The 13,627-nt window shown below is 60.3% G+C and carries 10 protein-coding genes and 2 rRNA genes; 9 read left to right on the top strand and 3 right to left on the bottom strand.

The genetic code is table 11. From position 1 onward, the window contains the following. Positions 1–227 precede the first annotated feature (227 nt). From RN347_RS16760 to RN347_RS16750, 3 genes are all read left to right on the top strand, one after another. Positions 228–647, top strand: coding sequence for a rhodanese-like domain-containing protein (locus RN347_RS16760; protein ID WP_263585719.1), 420 nt, complete (start codon positions 228–230; stop codon positions 645–647). 66 nt (positions 648–713) lie between these two features. Beyond that, positions 714–1,229, top strand: coding sequence for a protein-export chaperone SecB (gene secB, locus RN347_RS16755; RefSeq protein ID WP_263585720.1), 516 nt, complete (start codon positions 714–716; stop codon positions 1,227–1,229). A 19-nt stretch (positions 1,230–1,248) separates the two neighbouring features. Then, positions 1,249–2,001 (top strand): 16S rRNA (uracil(1498)-N(3))-methyltransferase, encoded by a 753-nt coding sequence (locus tag RN347_RS16750; protein ID WP_311958978.1) that lies wholly within the window; start codon positions 1,249–1,251, stop codon positions 1,999–2,001. A 35-nt stretch (positions 2,002–2,036) separates the two neighbouring features. On the opposite strand, the gene RN347_RS16745 is transcribed toward RN347_RS16750, so the two are convergent. Continuing rightward, positions 2,037–2,570: a hypothetical protein gene (locus tag RN347_RS16745; RefSeq protein ID WP_311958976.1), complete on the bottom strand. Its 534-nt coding sequence runs from the start codon at positions 2,568–2,570 to the stop codon at positions 2,037–2,039. Then, positions 2,563–4,191 (bottom strand): sodium:solute symporter, encoded by a 1,629-nt coding sequence (locus RN347_RS16740; protein WP_311958974.1) that lies wholly within the window; start codon positions 4,189–4,191, stop codon positions 2,563–2,565. The genes RN347_RS16745 and RN347_RS16740 overlap by 8 nt, the downstream gene beginning before the upstream one ends. A gap of 188 nt (positions 4,192–4,379) precedes the next feature. Between RN347_RS16740 and RN347_RS16735 the strand changes: the two genes are divergently transcribed. From RN347_RS16735 to ruvX, 4 genes are all read left to right on the top strand, one after another. Further along, positions 4,380–5,072, top strand: coding sequence for a S1-like domain-containing RNA-binding protein (locus RN347_RS16735; RefSeq protein ID WP_311958973.1), 693 nt, complete (start codon positions 4,380–4,382; stop codon positions 5,070–5,072). A gap of 84 nt (positions 5,073–5,156) precedes the next feature. Further along, positions 5,157–6,116, top strand: a complete 960-nt coding sequence (gshB, locus tag RN347_RS16730; protein ID WP_311958972.1) for a glutathione synthase — start codon at positions 5,157–5,159, stop codon at positions 6,114–6,116. 70 nt (positions 6,117–6,186) lie between these two features. Then, positions 6,187–6,744 (top strand): YqgE/AlgH family protein, encoded by a 558-nt coding sequence (locus RN347_RS16725; protein WP_311958971.1) that lies wholly within the window; start codon positions 6,187–6,189, stop codon positions 6,742–6,744. After that, entirely contained in the window at positions 6,744–7,199 is a 456-nt protein-coding gene (gene ruvX, locus RN347_RS16720; RefSeq protein ID WP_263585727.1) for a Holliday junction resolvase RuvX, read from the top strand. Before RN347_RS16725 ends, ruvX begins: the two co-directional genes overlap by 1 nt. 37 nt (positions 7,200–7,236) lie before the next feature. Here the strand turns inward: ruvX and pyrB are convergent, their stop codons facing one another. Next, a complete protein-coding gene (gene pyrB / locus RN347_RS16715; RefSeq protein ID WP_263585728.1) occupies positions 7,237–8,262 on the bottom strand; it encodes an aspartate carbamoyltransferase in 1,026 nt (341 codons plus the stop codon). A gap of 545 nt (positions 8,263–8,807) precedes the next feature. Here pyrB and RN347_RS16710 point away from each other — a divergent pair. Together RN347_RS16710 and RN347_RS16705 are read left to right on the top strand one after the other, a co-directional pair. Beyond that, positions 8,808–10,342, top strand: a 16S ribosomal RNA gene (locus tag RN347_RS16710). Positions 10,343–10,624: 282 nt separating this feature from the next. Continuing rightward, a 23S ribosomal RNA gene (locus tag RN347_RS16705) occupies positions 10,625–13,513 on the top strand. Together the 16S and 23S rRNA genes form the textbook arrangement of a ribosomal RNA operon. Positions 13,514–13,627: the final 114 nt, after the last annotated feature.

Genomic DNA, 13,627 nt, shown 5'->3' with positions numbered 1-13,627 from the left:
TTTTAAAGCGCGCCAGTCAAGCCAGGCGTTCGAAAAGAGCGCGGGTCGTTTCCTTTTCGAATACCCCCTTTTGGTCGGGGTCGCGACCCGCGTACGCTTGGGGCATCATAACGCAGCCAGTCGTTAGGCGTCATGGTCTGCGCGTCGGCGCCCGTGACGTGTATACTTGTCGCGTTTGACGGTGGCCTGGCCGCTTTTTTTGCATATACCAAGAGATTGTGTTCGCGATGATCGATCAGCTGTTCGAATTCGTAATGAACCACCCTTTGCTGGTGGGCGCATTTTTGCTGGTGCTGCTGGCGTGGCTCGTCTATGAAACCCGCAGCGCGTCCACCCACGCGGTGAGCTCCTCTGAGGCGACGCAGCTCATCAACCGGGAAGACGCGGTGATAGTGGACGTGCGCGAGAGCAAGGAGTTCAAGGCCGGTCACATCGCCGGCGCGCGCAACATCCCGCAGTCCAATCTGGACAGCCGCATGAACGAGCTTGAGAAAGTGAAAGACAAGCCCATCATCGTGGTGTGCAAGCATGGTCAGAGCGCGGGCGCGGTGCAGGCCAAGCTCGCCAAGGCGGGTTTCAATGCCAACAAGCTCAAGGGCGGCATGGCGCAGTGGCAGGCGGACAGCCTGCCGGTGGTGAAAAAGTAAGCGCTGCGGCGCCGCTTTATCCAACGCAGTAATTTATCCAACGTAACAATGACCAGGAGTACTCCCATGGCGGAAGAGAACAACGCCCCTCAGCAAGGCGCCGGTGCGGCAGAAGGCGAAAAGCCGCAGCTGAAATTCTCGCTGCAGCGCATCTATGTCAAGGACATCTCCTTTGAGGCGCCGAACTCGCCGTCGGTGTTCAAGCAGTCGTTCAAGCCCAAGGTCAATCTGGATTTGAACACCACCAGCACCAAAATCGACGACGACCAGTACGAGGTCGTGGTGAAGGTGACCGCCCAGGTCAACGACAGCGAATCCGGCACCACGTCCTTTTTGGCCGAAGTGGAGCAGGCGGGCCTTTTCCGTATCTCCGGCATCGAAGGGGCGCAGCTGGATCAGACCCTCGGCGCGTTCTGCCCGAATCTGCTCTTCCCCTATGCCCGCGAGTGCGTCGACAACCTGGTCAACCGGGGCGGCTTCCCGCCGCTGATGCTGGCGCCGGTCAATTTCGAAGCCATGTATGCCCAGCGCAAAAAGCGTGAAGCGCAGCAGGCTCAGGGCGCGGCCGAAAACACCCACTAAGCCGGATATCCCATAAGTCATGAAAGCCGACTGGTACGCCTTGAACGGTAAAATGCCCCGCCTGTACGTTGCCGCCGCGCTCAGCGTCGGCGCTCGGGTGGAGCTGCCGGAAGGCCCGGCGCGTCACGTCACACGCGTGCTGCGCATGGGCGAGGGCGCGCCGCTGGTGCTGTTCGACGGTCAGGGCCAGGAGGCCGGTGTGCGCCTGGTCGAGGCCGGGCGCAAGCGTAGCGTCGTGCTGGTCGAGTGCGTGTGGTCCGGCGAAGGCGAGTCGCCGCTTTCGGTTCACCTGGGCCAGGCGGTCTCCAAGGGCGACCGGATGGACTACGCCATCCAGAAAGCCGTGGAGCTTGGCGTGGCCGCCATCACCCCGCTCTATACCGAGCGGGGTGATGTGCGCTTGAAAGACGAGCGCGAAGCCAAAAAGCACGCCCACTGGCAGGCGGTGGCCGAAAGCGCTTGCGAGCAGAGCGGGCGGGCGACGGTGCCGGTGGTGCATCCACCCATGGCGCTTGATGCCTGGCTTGCCACGCGCGATGAATCGCTAAAGTTGATGCTGCACCTGGCCACCGGTAACCGCTTCGATCTCGCCGAGCGCCCGACGAGTGCCGCGCTTCTGATCGGCCCGGAAGGTGGGCTGACCGAGCAGGATATCGCCGCCGCCGAGTCTCATGGCTTTACGCCGCTGACGCTGGGCCCGCGCGTACTGCGTACCGAAACCGCGCCGGTCGTGGCGCTGACGCTTCTACAGCACCATTTCGGCGATTTGTAAGCGCTCACTCACCTGCCAGGCGCCTTCCATATCGGCTAACCGCCGCTCTCCTCCAACACCCCTTCCGATTGACGTTGCCCTTCGCGCGCCCGTCGTTTGAGCGCGCTCAGTACCAGCGGCTTGAGCTGGGGCAGCGCCTGGCCCGAGAGTCCGCTCAGCACCAACAGCCGGCGCTGGCGATGGGCGGTATAGCCAAGCCAGCAGGGCAGCCAGAGTAGGGTCGGGGGCGACTCCTTAAGCGTCAGCGGCCAGCGTTTGGGGCTGGCCATGCGCTCCCAAAACCACTGACGGGACAGCGGCGCGTGCTCGGGCGGCTGGCCGCCGTCGAGCGTGAGTTCGTCCGAGGGCTTCTCGGCCTGCGCTGTCAGCGCCGTGTGGGGAAGCAGTAGCGGGCGGGCGAGCGCCTGGCTTGCCAGCAGCCACGCGGCGGGCTCACAGTGCAAGGCGCCCAGACCAAACGCCCAAAGCGATATCCAGGCGGGCTCGAAGTTCGACCCCCCAAGCCGCGCGAGCCGCTCCCGCGCGTCCTCGGCATCGATATGCCGGGCCAGCGTGATGGTCTCAGGCATTGGCCCAGCCCTGGAGCAGCGCGAGCATCATTAGCATCAAAACGAACCAGACCAACAGCCCCAAACAGCGCCGCCGGGTCAGGCGCGCCTCATGACCAACCTCCGGGGCGCTGCCGGCGCGGGCGGTGAGAATGGCCTGCATGTCCGGGGCGGACTCGTCGATGATCACGTCACTCAGCGCCTCGGCGCTGGGCGCCGGCGCGCTCAGGCTCACCAGATACCCGATAGCGACCGAGACCACCACGCCCACGGTGTTGTTATAGAGCCAGGAGATATCTAGAAAAGCCGTGGTCGCCCACACCGCGAGCATGCCGGTACACAGCCCCGCCATCGCCCCGCGGGCGTTGCTGCGGTGGCTGAAAATTGCCAGTAAAAAGGTGCCCAGAAGCGCCCCGTAGAACCAGGAGCCCACCTGATTGACCGCCTCGATCACCGGGCCCAGGTTGCCGGCGAAGAACGCGAACAGCGTGGCGTAGCCGCCCCAGAAGACCGTCGCCCAGCGCGAGGCCTTGAGATAATGAGCGTCGCTGGCGTCTCGCTTGATATAGCGGCTGTAGAAGTCGCGTATCGAAACGGCAGAGAGCGAGTTGAGCGCCGAGTCCAGGCTCGACATCGCCGCGGCGAACACGCCGGCGATTACCAGCCCCGCCATGCCGGAGGGAAAGGTCTCGACCACGTAGCGGGGCAGCAACTCGTTGAGGTTCTCCGGCGCGCTCATGCCGTTTTGCTGGTAGTAGGTGGCCAGGATGATGCCAACGAATAGAAACAGCAGCATCTGGGGAATCAGCAGATAGCCGCCGATCAAAAGCGAGCGCTGGGCGTCCGGCACCGAGGGGCTCGACAGCACGCGCTGGATCTGGCTCTGGTCGGTGCCGAAGTACGCCACGTGAAGAAAAAAGCCGCCGAAAAGCCCGGCCCACAGCGAGTAGGTCACATTCGGGTTGAGTGAGAGGTCGATGGCGTTGAACAGGCCGCTTTCGGCGCCAAACGCGAACACATCGCCCCAGCCGCCGGGCAGGCTCGTAACCAGAAAGATGACGCTCAACAGCGCCCCGAGCCAGAGCACGAACATCTGGATGACGTCGGTCCAGATCACCGCGCTGATGCCGCCAAGCACGGTGTAGCTGATCGCCAGCACTGCCATGATGACGATGGTCAGATTCACGCTCCAGCCGGTGACCACCGCCAGCACCAGCGCCGGAGCGTAGAGCACCACGCCGGTGGCAAGGCCGCGGGCGATCAAGAACAACAGCGCCGTCAGCGTGCGCGTGTTGGGGCCAAAGCGGCGCTCCAAAAGCTCGTAGATGCTGTAGATGCCCGCCCGGTGAAACACCGGCACCAGCACCAGAATCAGCACGATCATCGCCAGCGGCACGTTGAGAAAGGTCACCAGGCGCTCGAGGCCGCCTTCGAATCCCCAGCCCGGCGCGCCGATGAAGGTGATGGCGCTGGCCTGGGTGGCCATCACCGAAAGCCCGATCGCCCAGCCGGGAATACTGCGCCCGCCCAGAAAGTAGTCTTCAGGGCTGTGCTGGTTTTTACCAAAGCGCGAGCCGATCCAGGCGATGAGCGCGATATAGCCGATCAGCACCCCCGTATCCAACAGCGTGAATCCTTCCATGCCGCCGCCCCTTTTTTATGAACTGTTTTGAGTGATCCGTTTTTAATGATCCATTTCTTATTGACCCATTGAGCATAGCAGCTCGGCCTAAACGCATTTAACGCAAGGCCGGGCGCATCGCTGCCGCCCGCTTTGCCCCCGGCAGGCCCAGGGCTCATAATGAGGATTCATTTATCGAGGAAGTGCTCATGGCTGACGACGCGCGCCCCACCTCCGGGCCTGCAAGCGATGCAATTGCCCGCATCGGGGAAGTGGCCTATTTGACGGTGGTGACCGTCAACGACACCGGCGCGTTTCTGCGCTGGGGCCTGCCCAAGGACGTGTTGTTGCCTTATGGGGAGCAGCGCTTTCGCCCCGACCCCGGCAAGCGCGTGCTGGTTAAGCTGTATGAAGACGACCGCGGCCGTCCGGTTGCCTCGCAGCGCCTCGACCGCTTCTTGAGTGACGATGCCTCGAGCCTTGAAAACGGCGAGGAAGTCGCCATTATCGTCGCCGACCGCACCGATCTCGGCCTCAAGGTCGTGGTCAACCATCGCTACTGGGGGCTGATCTACCAGGACGACATCACCAAACCCCTGCGTCGCGGTCAGTCGGTGACCGGCTACGTCAAGCAGCGCCGCGACGACGGCCGGGTCAATATTTCGCTGCTGCCACCGGGCGCTGCGCGCCTGGACGTGGTGGGCGAGACGATCCTCGCCGCACTCAGAGAGAGCGGCGGCTATCTGCCCTTGGGCGACAAGAGCGATGCCCACGCCATCAAGGCGCGGCTCGGGGTGAGCAAGAGCGCCTACAAGCAGGCGATCGGCCGACTTTACAAGCAGCAGCTGATTACCCTCGCCCCGGATGCGATCCGCCTGGTGCCCGGTGCGCTCACCCAGTGAGGTTTGCATCGACCGTGAGGTTTGCGTCGCCTTGGAGGTGCGTCATACTGCTTCTCATACCGTTTATGAAGGGATAGTGCCCCGATGAGTCAACCGAATCTGCAGCTTGGCGTCGTAATGGACCCCATCAGCGCCATTGCCTACAAAAAGGACACGACGCTGGCCATGCTGTGGGCCGCCCAGGAGCGCGGCTATACCCTGTACTACATGGAGCAGGGTGATCTTTTTCTGGAGGCAGGCAAGGCCCATGCCCGGATGCGTGCGCTGACCGTTCACCGCGACCCGACGCACTGGTTCGATCTGGGCGAGGTCGAGTCGCGCCCGCTTGCGAGCCTGGACGCGGTGCTGATGCGCAAGGACCCGCCGGTGGATGCCGAGTTCATCAACGCGGTGCACCTGCTGGGCTTTGCCGAGCGCGAAGGGGTGCTGATCGTTAACCCGACCCAGGCGCTCTTGCAGTGCAACGAGAAGCTCTTCGCCCAGCAGTTTCCCGAGTGCTGCGCGCCGACCATCGTCGCCAGCCGCGATGACGTACTGCGCGCCTTCCACGCCGAGCATGGCGACGTCATCTTCAAGCCGCTCGACGGCATGGGCGGCACCGGCATCTTTCATATCGAACCCGGCGGGCGCAACATCGGCGCCGTGATCGAGCAGCTCACCCTGCGCGGGCAGCGCCAGATCATGGCCCAGCGCTACCTGCCCGAGATCAAGGATGGCGACACGCGCATTCTGCTGGTCGACGGTGAGCCGGTGCCTTATGGGCTGGCGCGCATTCCTTCCGCCGGGGAGACCCGCGGCAACCTGGCCGCCGGCGGGCGCGGCGTCACCCGCGAGCTCACCGCTCGCGATCATTGGCTGATCGATCAGGTCAAACCGGTCATCAAGGAGAAGGGGCTGATGTTCGTGGGACTCGATGTGATCGGTGACTACATCACCGAGATCAACGTCACGAGCCCCACCTGCGTGCGCGAAATCGACGATCAGCGCGGCACCGACATCGCCGGGCTCCTGCTGGACGCCGTCGAGCGCCGCCTTGGCGCCTGAAGGCGTCACCCGCGCCATTCACTGCCTATCAAGCGAGGCGCGCTGACGTTCGGCGCGCCGTAGGAGACGCATGCAAAGCTTAAAACACCACTTCTTAATGGCAATGCCGCACCTCGACGACGCCAATTTTGCCGGCAGTCTGATCTATCTGTGCGACCACGATCACAACGGCTGCATGGGTGTGATCATCAACCACACCCTTGAAATCACCCTCGACACGCTGTTCGAGCAGCTCTCGCTCGGCGGTGAGGAGAGCCCGCACCGCAACGCGCCGGTTTATTACGGTGGCCCGACGCACAAGGACCGCGGCTTCATTCTGCATGTCGGCGACAGCCAGGAGTGGGACTCCAGCGTTCAGGTCGATGACAACGTCGCGCTCACCACCTCGATGGATATCCTCAAGGCGCTCGCCGACGGCGAAGGCCCAAAGCAGTTTTTGGTCTGTTTGGGGTGCGCCGGCTGGGAAGTCGGGCAGCTCGAGGACGAACTCAAGGAGAACAGCTGGCTGACCGTGGAAGGCGACGAGCGCGTGATTTTCGCCACGCCCCCCGCCGAGCGGCTGGCGAGCGCGGCGGGCATCCTCGGCGTGGATTTGAACCTCATGACCCGCGACGCGGGGCACGCCTAGTGGCAACGCCCGGTCAGCGGCTGGTGCTCGCCTTCGATTACGGCACGCGGCGTATTGGCGTGGCGGTGGGCAACGAGCTTTTGAAAAGCGCCCGCGAGCTCGACCCGCTTACCGCCCGCGACGGCATCCCCGACTGGCAGCGCGTCGAGACGCTGCTAAAAGAGTGGCAGCCGGATCTGCTGGTGGTTGGGCTTCCGCTCAATATGGACGATAGCGAATCGGAAATGAGCCGGCGCGCGCGCAAGTTCGGCAATCGGCTTCACGGGCGTTTTGGCAAGCCCGTCGAGATGGTCGACGAGCGCGGCTCTACCAGGGAAGCCAAAAGCATCGCCCGCGACGCCGGCCACCGCGGCAACTACCGTGAAGAGAGCGTCGATGGCATCGCTGCCGTGCTCATACTGGAGGGCTGGTTTGCCCACCGGGAAGGGCTCCCCGGCGGGCGTCTCTCGCTCTAACCGCTACGTCTCTTTATAGCCTTTCTACTTCTATTGCTTAGCGATCCAGCGTGCCGGTCTGATGGGGGACGAACCAGCGGACCGGGCGCAGATCCTCGGCGATCAAATCGTCGACTTTCAAAAGCGTGGCAAAAATCGCCATGCGCATTGGAATGCCGTTGTCGGTCTGGCGGAAGATCGCAAGTCGGGGGTCACCGTTCAGGTCCACGTTGAGATCGTTCACGCCGGGGCGGCTGTCGCGGGGCAGCGGGTGCATGACGATCGTGGAACTTGTGCAGTGGCGATCGAGAAAGCCCTTGTTGACGACGAATTCGTTCGAGACGCCCTTGAAGCTTTCGTTCATCTCCTCGGTGAAGCGCTCCTTTTGAATGCGCGTGGTGTACACCACGTCCAGATCACTGAAATCCGTGCCCAGGTGCTCGCGCATCTCGACCCGGTGGCCGCGCGAGGTCACCAGGTCCACAAGGTGCGCCGGCATTTCGAGGCCCGGCGGCGACACCAGCGTGATGCGTAGCGGGTCATAAAGCGAGAGCAGCTTGATCAACGAATGCACGGTGCGCCCGTACTTCAGGTCGCCGGTAAGTAGAATGTGGGCGCCTTCGAGGCGCTTGCCCAGACGCTGAAACTCCTTATCGATCGTATAGAGATCCAGTAGCGCTTGGCTTGGGTGCTCGCCCGGGCCGTCGCCTCCGTTGATCACCGGCACGTTGGTCGCCTCGGCGAACTCGGCCACCGACCCCTGCTCCGGGTGGCGCATCACGATCGCATCGCAGTAGCCACTCATCACGCGGCTGGTATCGTAAAGCGATTCGCCCTTCGCCATGGAGGAGAAGGTAAAGCCGGTGGTATCACAGACGCTTCCGCCCAACCGGCAGAACGCGGCGTTAAAGCTCACGCGCGTACGGGTACTGGCTTCGAAAAACAGATTGCCCAGTACCGCGCCTTCCAGCACGCGGGTGACCTGTTGGCGGCTGGCGATCGGCTCCATCTGCGCGGCCACACGCAGCAGATGATCGACGCCTTCGCGGTTCAATGAATCAACGGATAGCAGGTGGGGGCTCATCAAGGACCTCGGAGATGGTGGGCGAGAGCGCTAGTTTAACCGTTAACCGGGGCGGGGCCGAAATGCTTTGAAAAGGCCAGACGATTAGCCGTGAAATATTTTTACAAAACCGCTTGCACTCGCCCGGCCAAATCCGTAAAGTACGCATCCGCTGCCGGGGACGGACCACGTTTCCAGCGGTGGATGAAGGTGAAAACCTTCGATTTGTCAGGAAGTTAGAGCACTGTTCGGCAGGTTTGAATGGCTCGCTTCACTCGCTGAAATCAGCGGTTGACAAATTCACCGGAATGCGTAGAATACGCCTTCCTCGACGGGCAAGCGGTTCAGGTCATCGAACGGTTCGTCGAAAGCTCTTTAACAATTTGATCAGGCAATTCATGTGGGCGTTTGCCGATGAGGGTGACAAGTCACCTTATATCAAGGCAGACGAACACAGCGATACCCTTCGAGGTATCACGGTAAATTCGTTTGAACCTTGAGCCAGGATTGATTCGCCTCTGCGTCATGTCGTCGTATGTGGGGCAGGCAAGAATCACACTGATTTTAAACTGAAGAGTTTGATCATGGCTCAGATTGAACGCTGGCGGCAGGCTTAACACATGCAAGTCGAGCGGCAGCACGGGAAGCTTGCTTCCTGGTGGCGAGCGGCGGACGGGTGAGTAATGCATGGGAATCCACCCGATAGTGGGGGATAACCTGGGGAAACCCAGGCTAATACCGCATACGTCCTACGGGAGAAAGGGGGCTTCGGCTCCCGCTATCGGACGAGCCCATGTCGGATTAGCTAGCTGGTGAGGTAACGGCTCACCAGGGCGACGATCCGTAGCTGGTCTGAGAGGATGATCAGCCACATCGGGACTGAGACACGGCCCGAACTCCTACGGGAGGCAGCAGTGGGGAATATTGGACAATGGGCGCAAGCCTGATCCAGCCATGCCGCGTGTGTGAAGAAGGCCCTCGGGTTGTAAAGCACTTTCAGTGGGGAAGAAAGCCTGCCGGTTAATACCCGTCAGGAAGGACATCACCCACAGAAGAAGCACCGGCTAACTCCGTGCCAGCAGCCGCGGTAATACGGAGGGTGCAAGCGTTAATCGGAATTACTGGGCGTAAAGCGCGCGTAGGTGGCTTGACAAGCCGGTTGTGAAAGCCCCGGGCTCAACCTGGGAACGGCATCCGGAACTGTCAGGCTAGAGTGCAGGAGAGGAAGGTGGAATTCCCGGTGTAGCGGTGAAATGCGTAGAGATCGGGAGGAATACCAGTGGCGAAGGCGGCCTTCTGGACTGACACTGACACTGAGGTGCGAAAGCGTGGGTAGCAAACAGGATTAGATACCCTGGTAGTCCACGCCGTAAACGATGTCGACCAGCCGTTGGGTGCCTTGTGCACCTTGTGGCGAAGTTAACGCGATAAGTCGACCGCCTGGGGAGTACGGCCGCAAGGTTAAAACTCAAATGAATTGACGGGGGCCCGCACAAGCGGTGGAGCATGTGGTTTAATTCGATGCAACGCGAAGAACCTTACCTGCTCTTGACATCCTGCGAACCCGGAAGAGATTCCGGGGTGCCTTCGGGAACGCAGAGACAGGTGCTGCATGGCTGTCGTCAGCTCGTGTTGTGAAATGTTGGGTTAAGTCCCGTAACGAGCGCAACCCTTGTCCCTATTTGCCAGCGCGTAATGGCGGGAACTCTAGGGAGACTGCCGGTGACAAACCGGAGGAAGGTGGGGACGACGTCAAGTCATCATGGCCCTTACGAGCAGGGCTACACACGTGCTACAATGGCCGGTACAAAGGGCAGCGAACTCGCGAGAGCAAGCGAATCCCGAAAAGCCGGTCTCAGTCCGGATCGGAGTCTGCAACTCGACTCCGTGAAGTCGGAATCGCTAGTAATCGTGGATCAGAATGCCACGGTGAATACGTTCCCGGGCCTTGTACACACCGCCCGTCACACCATGGGAGTGGACTGCACCAGAAGTGGTTAGCTTAACCCTCGGGAAAGCGATCACCACGGTGTGGTTCATGACTGGGGTGAAGTCGTAACAAGGTAGCCGTAGGGGAACCTGCGGCTGGATCACCTCCTTAAACGATGCGTCATCCTCGCGGTAAACGTCCACAATGAATTGCCTGATCAGATGCTGTTGATGAGCAGTGACAAGCCAGACGCCACGCGTTGTCTTGTCACTGCTTATGGCAGTCGCTCTTTAACAATGTATATCATGCTGACAGTATCGGATGACGATACGGTGACGGGTGCTTCGGCTCCTGTAATCGTGACGTGATCTCGATACGCAATTGTTTTGTGATACGTCTCAAGCGTATCCGGCAATCGTTGTCATTGCGGGCCCGGACTCCTTCGGGTTATAGGGTCAAGCAATGAAGCGCACACGGTGGATGCCTAGGCAGCCAGAGGCGATGAAAGACGTGGAAGCCTGCGATAAGGTTCGGTGAGGTGGCAAACGACCTGCGACCCGAACATCTCTGAATGGGGAAACCCACCGACCACAAGGTCGGTATCGTATCCTGAATACATAGGGATACGAGGCGAACCGGGGGAACTGAAACATCTAAGTACCCCGAGGAAAAGAAATCAACCGAGATTCCCCCAGTAGCGGCGAGCGAACGGGGACCAGCCCTTAAGTTGTGCAATCGATAGGCGAACAGTCTGGGAAGTCTGACCATAGCGGGTGATAGTCCCGTAGCCGAAATCCGAGCACAGTGAAATCGAGTAGGTCGGGGCACGAGAAACCCTGATTGAAGACGGGGGGACCATCCTCCAAGGCTAAATACTCCTGGCTGACCGATAGTGAACCAGTACCGTGAGGGAAAGGCGAAAAGAACCCCGGCGAGGGGAGTGAAATAGATCCTGAAACCGTGTGCGTACAAGCAGTGGGAGCAGACTCGTTCTGTGACTGCGTACCTTTTGTATAATGGGTCAGCGACTTATATTCAGTGGCGAGCTTAACCGAATAGGGGAGGCGTAGAGAAATCGAGTCTTAACTGGGCGACCAGTCGCTGGATATAGACCCGAAACCGGGCGATCTATCCATGAGCAGGGTGAAGGTTGAGTAACATCAACTGGAGGCCCGAACCAGGATCTGTTGAAAAAGATTTGGATGACTTGTGGATCGGAGTGAAAGGCTAATCAAGCCCGGAGATAGCTGGTTCTCCTCGAAAGCTATTTAGGTAGCGCCTCACGTATCACCACCGGGGGTAGAGCACTGTTTCGGCTAGGGGGTCATCCCGACTTACCAACCCGAGGCAAACTCCGAATACCGGTGAGTGCAGCGTGGGAGACACACGGCGGGTGCTAACGTCCGTCGTGAAAAGGGAAACAACCCGGACCGTCAGCTAAGGTCCCCAAATCCTGGTTAAGTGGGAAACGATGTGGGAAGGCTCAGACAGCCAGGAGGTTGGCTTAGAAGCAGCCATCCTTTAAAGAAAGCGTAATAGCTCACTGGTCGAGTCGGCCTGCGCGGAAGATGTAACGGGGCTAAACCAGGTACCGAAGCTACGGGTTCATCCTCTGGATGAGCGGTAGAGGAGCGTCGTGTACGCCGATGAAGGTGGATCGAGAGGTCTGCTGGAGGTATCACGAGTGCGAATGCTGACATGAGTAACGATAAGGGGAGTGAAAAACTCCCCCGCCGGAAGACCAAGGGTTTCTGTTCGATGCTAATCAGAGCAGAGTGAGTCGGCCCCTAAGGCGAGGCCGAAAGGCGTAGTCGATGGGAAACGGGTCAATATTCCCGTACCGGACATGATTGCGATGGGGGGACGGAGAAGGCTAGGTGAGCCGGGCGCTGGTTGTCCCGGTGAAAGCAGGTAGGCTGAACGCTCAGGCAAATCCGGGCGTTCAAGGCCGAGATGCGAGACGAACTGACCACGGTCAGGAAGTCACTGATGCCACGCTTCCAGGAAAAGCCTCTAAGCTTCAGATCATGTGCGACCGTACCCCAAACCGACACAGGTGGTCAGGGTGAGAATCCCAAGGCGCTTGAGAGAACTCGGGTGAAGGAACTAGGCAAAATGGTGCCGTAACTTCGGGAGAAGGCACGCCGGCGTAGGGTAGAGGGACTTGCTCCCCGAGCCCGAACCGGCCGAAGATACCAGGTGGCTGCAACTGTTTAGTAAAAACACAGCACTCTGCCAACGCGCAAGCGGACGTATAGGGTGTGACGCCTGCCCGGTGCCGGAAGGTTAAGTGATGGTGTTAGCCCTCGGGCGAAGCTCCTGATCGAAGCCCCGGTAAACGGCGGCCGTAACTATAACGGTCCTAAGGTAGCGAAATTCCTTGTCGGGTAAGTTCCGACCTGCACGAATGGCGTAATGATGGCCACGCTGTCTCCACCCGAGACTCAGTGAAATTGAAATCGCCGTGAAGATGCGGTGTACCCGCGGCTAGACGGAAAGACCCCGTGAACCTTTACTATAGCTTCACACTGGATACTGATGTTGCCTGTGTAGGATAGCCGGGAGGCTAGGAACTCCGGACGCCAGTTCGGAGGGAGCCACCCTTGAAATACCGGCCTGGCATCATTGGTGTTCTCACTCCGACCCGTTATCCGGGTCGAGGACAGTGTGTGGTGGGTAGTTTGACTGGGGCGGTCTCCTCCCAAAGAGTAACGGAGGAGCACGAAGGTACCCTCAGCACGGTCGGACATCGTGCAATGAGTGCAAGAGCATAAGGGTGCTTGACTGCGAGACAGACACGTCGAGCAGGTGCGAAAGCAGGTTCTAGTGATCCGGTGGTTCTGTATGGAAGGGCCATCGCTCAACGGATAAAAGGTACTCCGGGGATAACAGGCTGATACCGCCCAAGAGTTCACATCGACGGCGGTGTTTGGCACCTCGATGTCGGCTCATCACATCCTGGGGCTGAAGTCGGTCCCAAGGGTATGGCTGTTCGCCATTTAAAGTGGTACGCGAGCTGGGTTTAGAACGTCGTGAGACAGTTCGGTCCCTATCTGCCGTGGGCGTTGGATGTTTGAGAAGGGCTGCTCCTAGTACGAGAGGACCGGAGTGGACGCACCTCTGGTGTTCCGGTTGTCACGCCAGTGGCATTGCCGGGTAGCTATGTGCGGACGGGATAACCGCTGAAAGCATCTAAGCGGGAAGCCCCCTTCAAGATGAGACATCCCCGAGGCCTCGAGCCTCCTGAAGGGCCCAGCGAGACCAGCTGGTTGATAGGCACGGTGTGGACGCACCGCAAGGTGTTGAGCTAACGTGTACTAATGGCCCGTGAGGCTTGACCCTATAACACCCAAGGGGTTCGGCCCGCAGTGACAACGAAGCAGGAACCGGATACGCACGAGCATGAAGCGAAAGGCTTCATGTCGAACGAGACGATCACGAAACCGTCAGCCGATA

Source organism: Halomonas sp. PAMB 3264, from assembly GCF_031954245.1.
Classification (GTDB): Bacteria; Pseudomonadota; Gammaproteobacteria; order Pseudomonadales; family Halomonadaceae; genus Vreelandella.
The sequence above is the reverse complement of the archived record's forward strand: the minus strand, read 5'-3'. Positions and strand labels throughout refer to the sequence as shown.

Coding starts and splice junctions, on each gene's coding strand:
- secB (WP_263585720.1), top strand. CDS start 714: ATGGCGGAAGAGAACAACGCCCCTCAGCAAGGCGCCGGTGCGGCAGAA.
- RN347_RS16750 (WP_311958978.1), top strand. CDS start 1,249: ATGAAAGCCGACTGGTACGCCTTGAACGGTAAAATGCCCCGCCTGTAC.
- RN347_RS16735 (WP_311958973.1), top strand. CDS start 4,380: ATGGCTGACGACGCGCGCCCCACCTCCGGGCCTGCAAGCGATGCAATT.
- RN347_RS16760 (WP_263585719.1), top strand. CDS start 228: ATGATCGATCAGCTGTTCGAATTCGTAATGAACCACCCTTTGCTGGTG.
- RN347_RS16740 (WP_311958974.1), bottom strand. CDS start 4,191: ATGGAAGGATTCACGCTGTTGGATACGGGGGTGCTGATCGGCTATATC.
- RN347_RS16745 (WP_311958976.1), bottom strand. CDS start 2,570: ATGCCTGAGACCATCACGCTGGCCCGGCATATCGATGCCGAGGACGCG.
- pyrB (WP_263585728.1), bottom strand. CDS start 8,262: ATGAGCCCCCACCTGCTATCCGTTGATTCATTGAACCGCGAAGGCGTC.
- RN347_RS16725 (WP_311958971.1), top strand. CDS start 6,187: ATGCAAAGCTTAAAACACCACTTCTTAATGGCAATGCCGCACCTCGAC.
- gshB (WP_311958972.1), top strand. CDS start 5,157: ATGAGTCAACCGAATCTGCAGCTTGGCGTCGTAATGGACCCCATCAGC.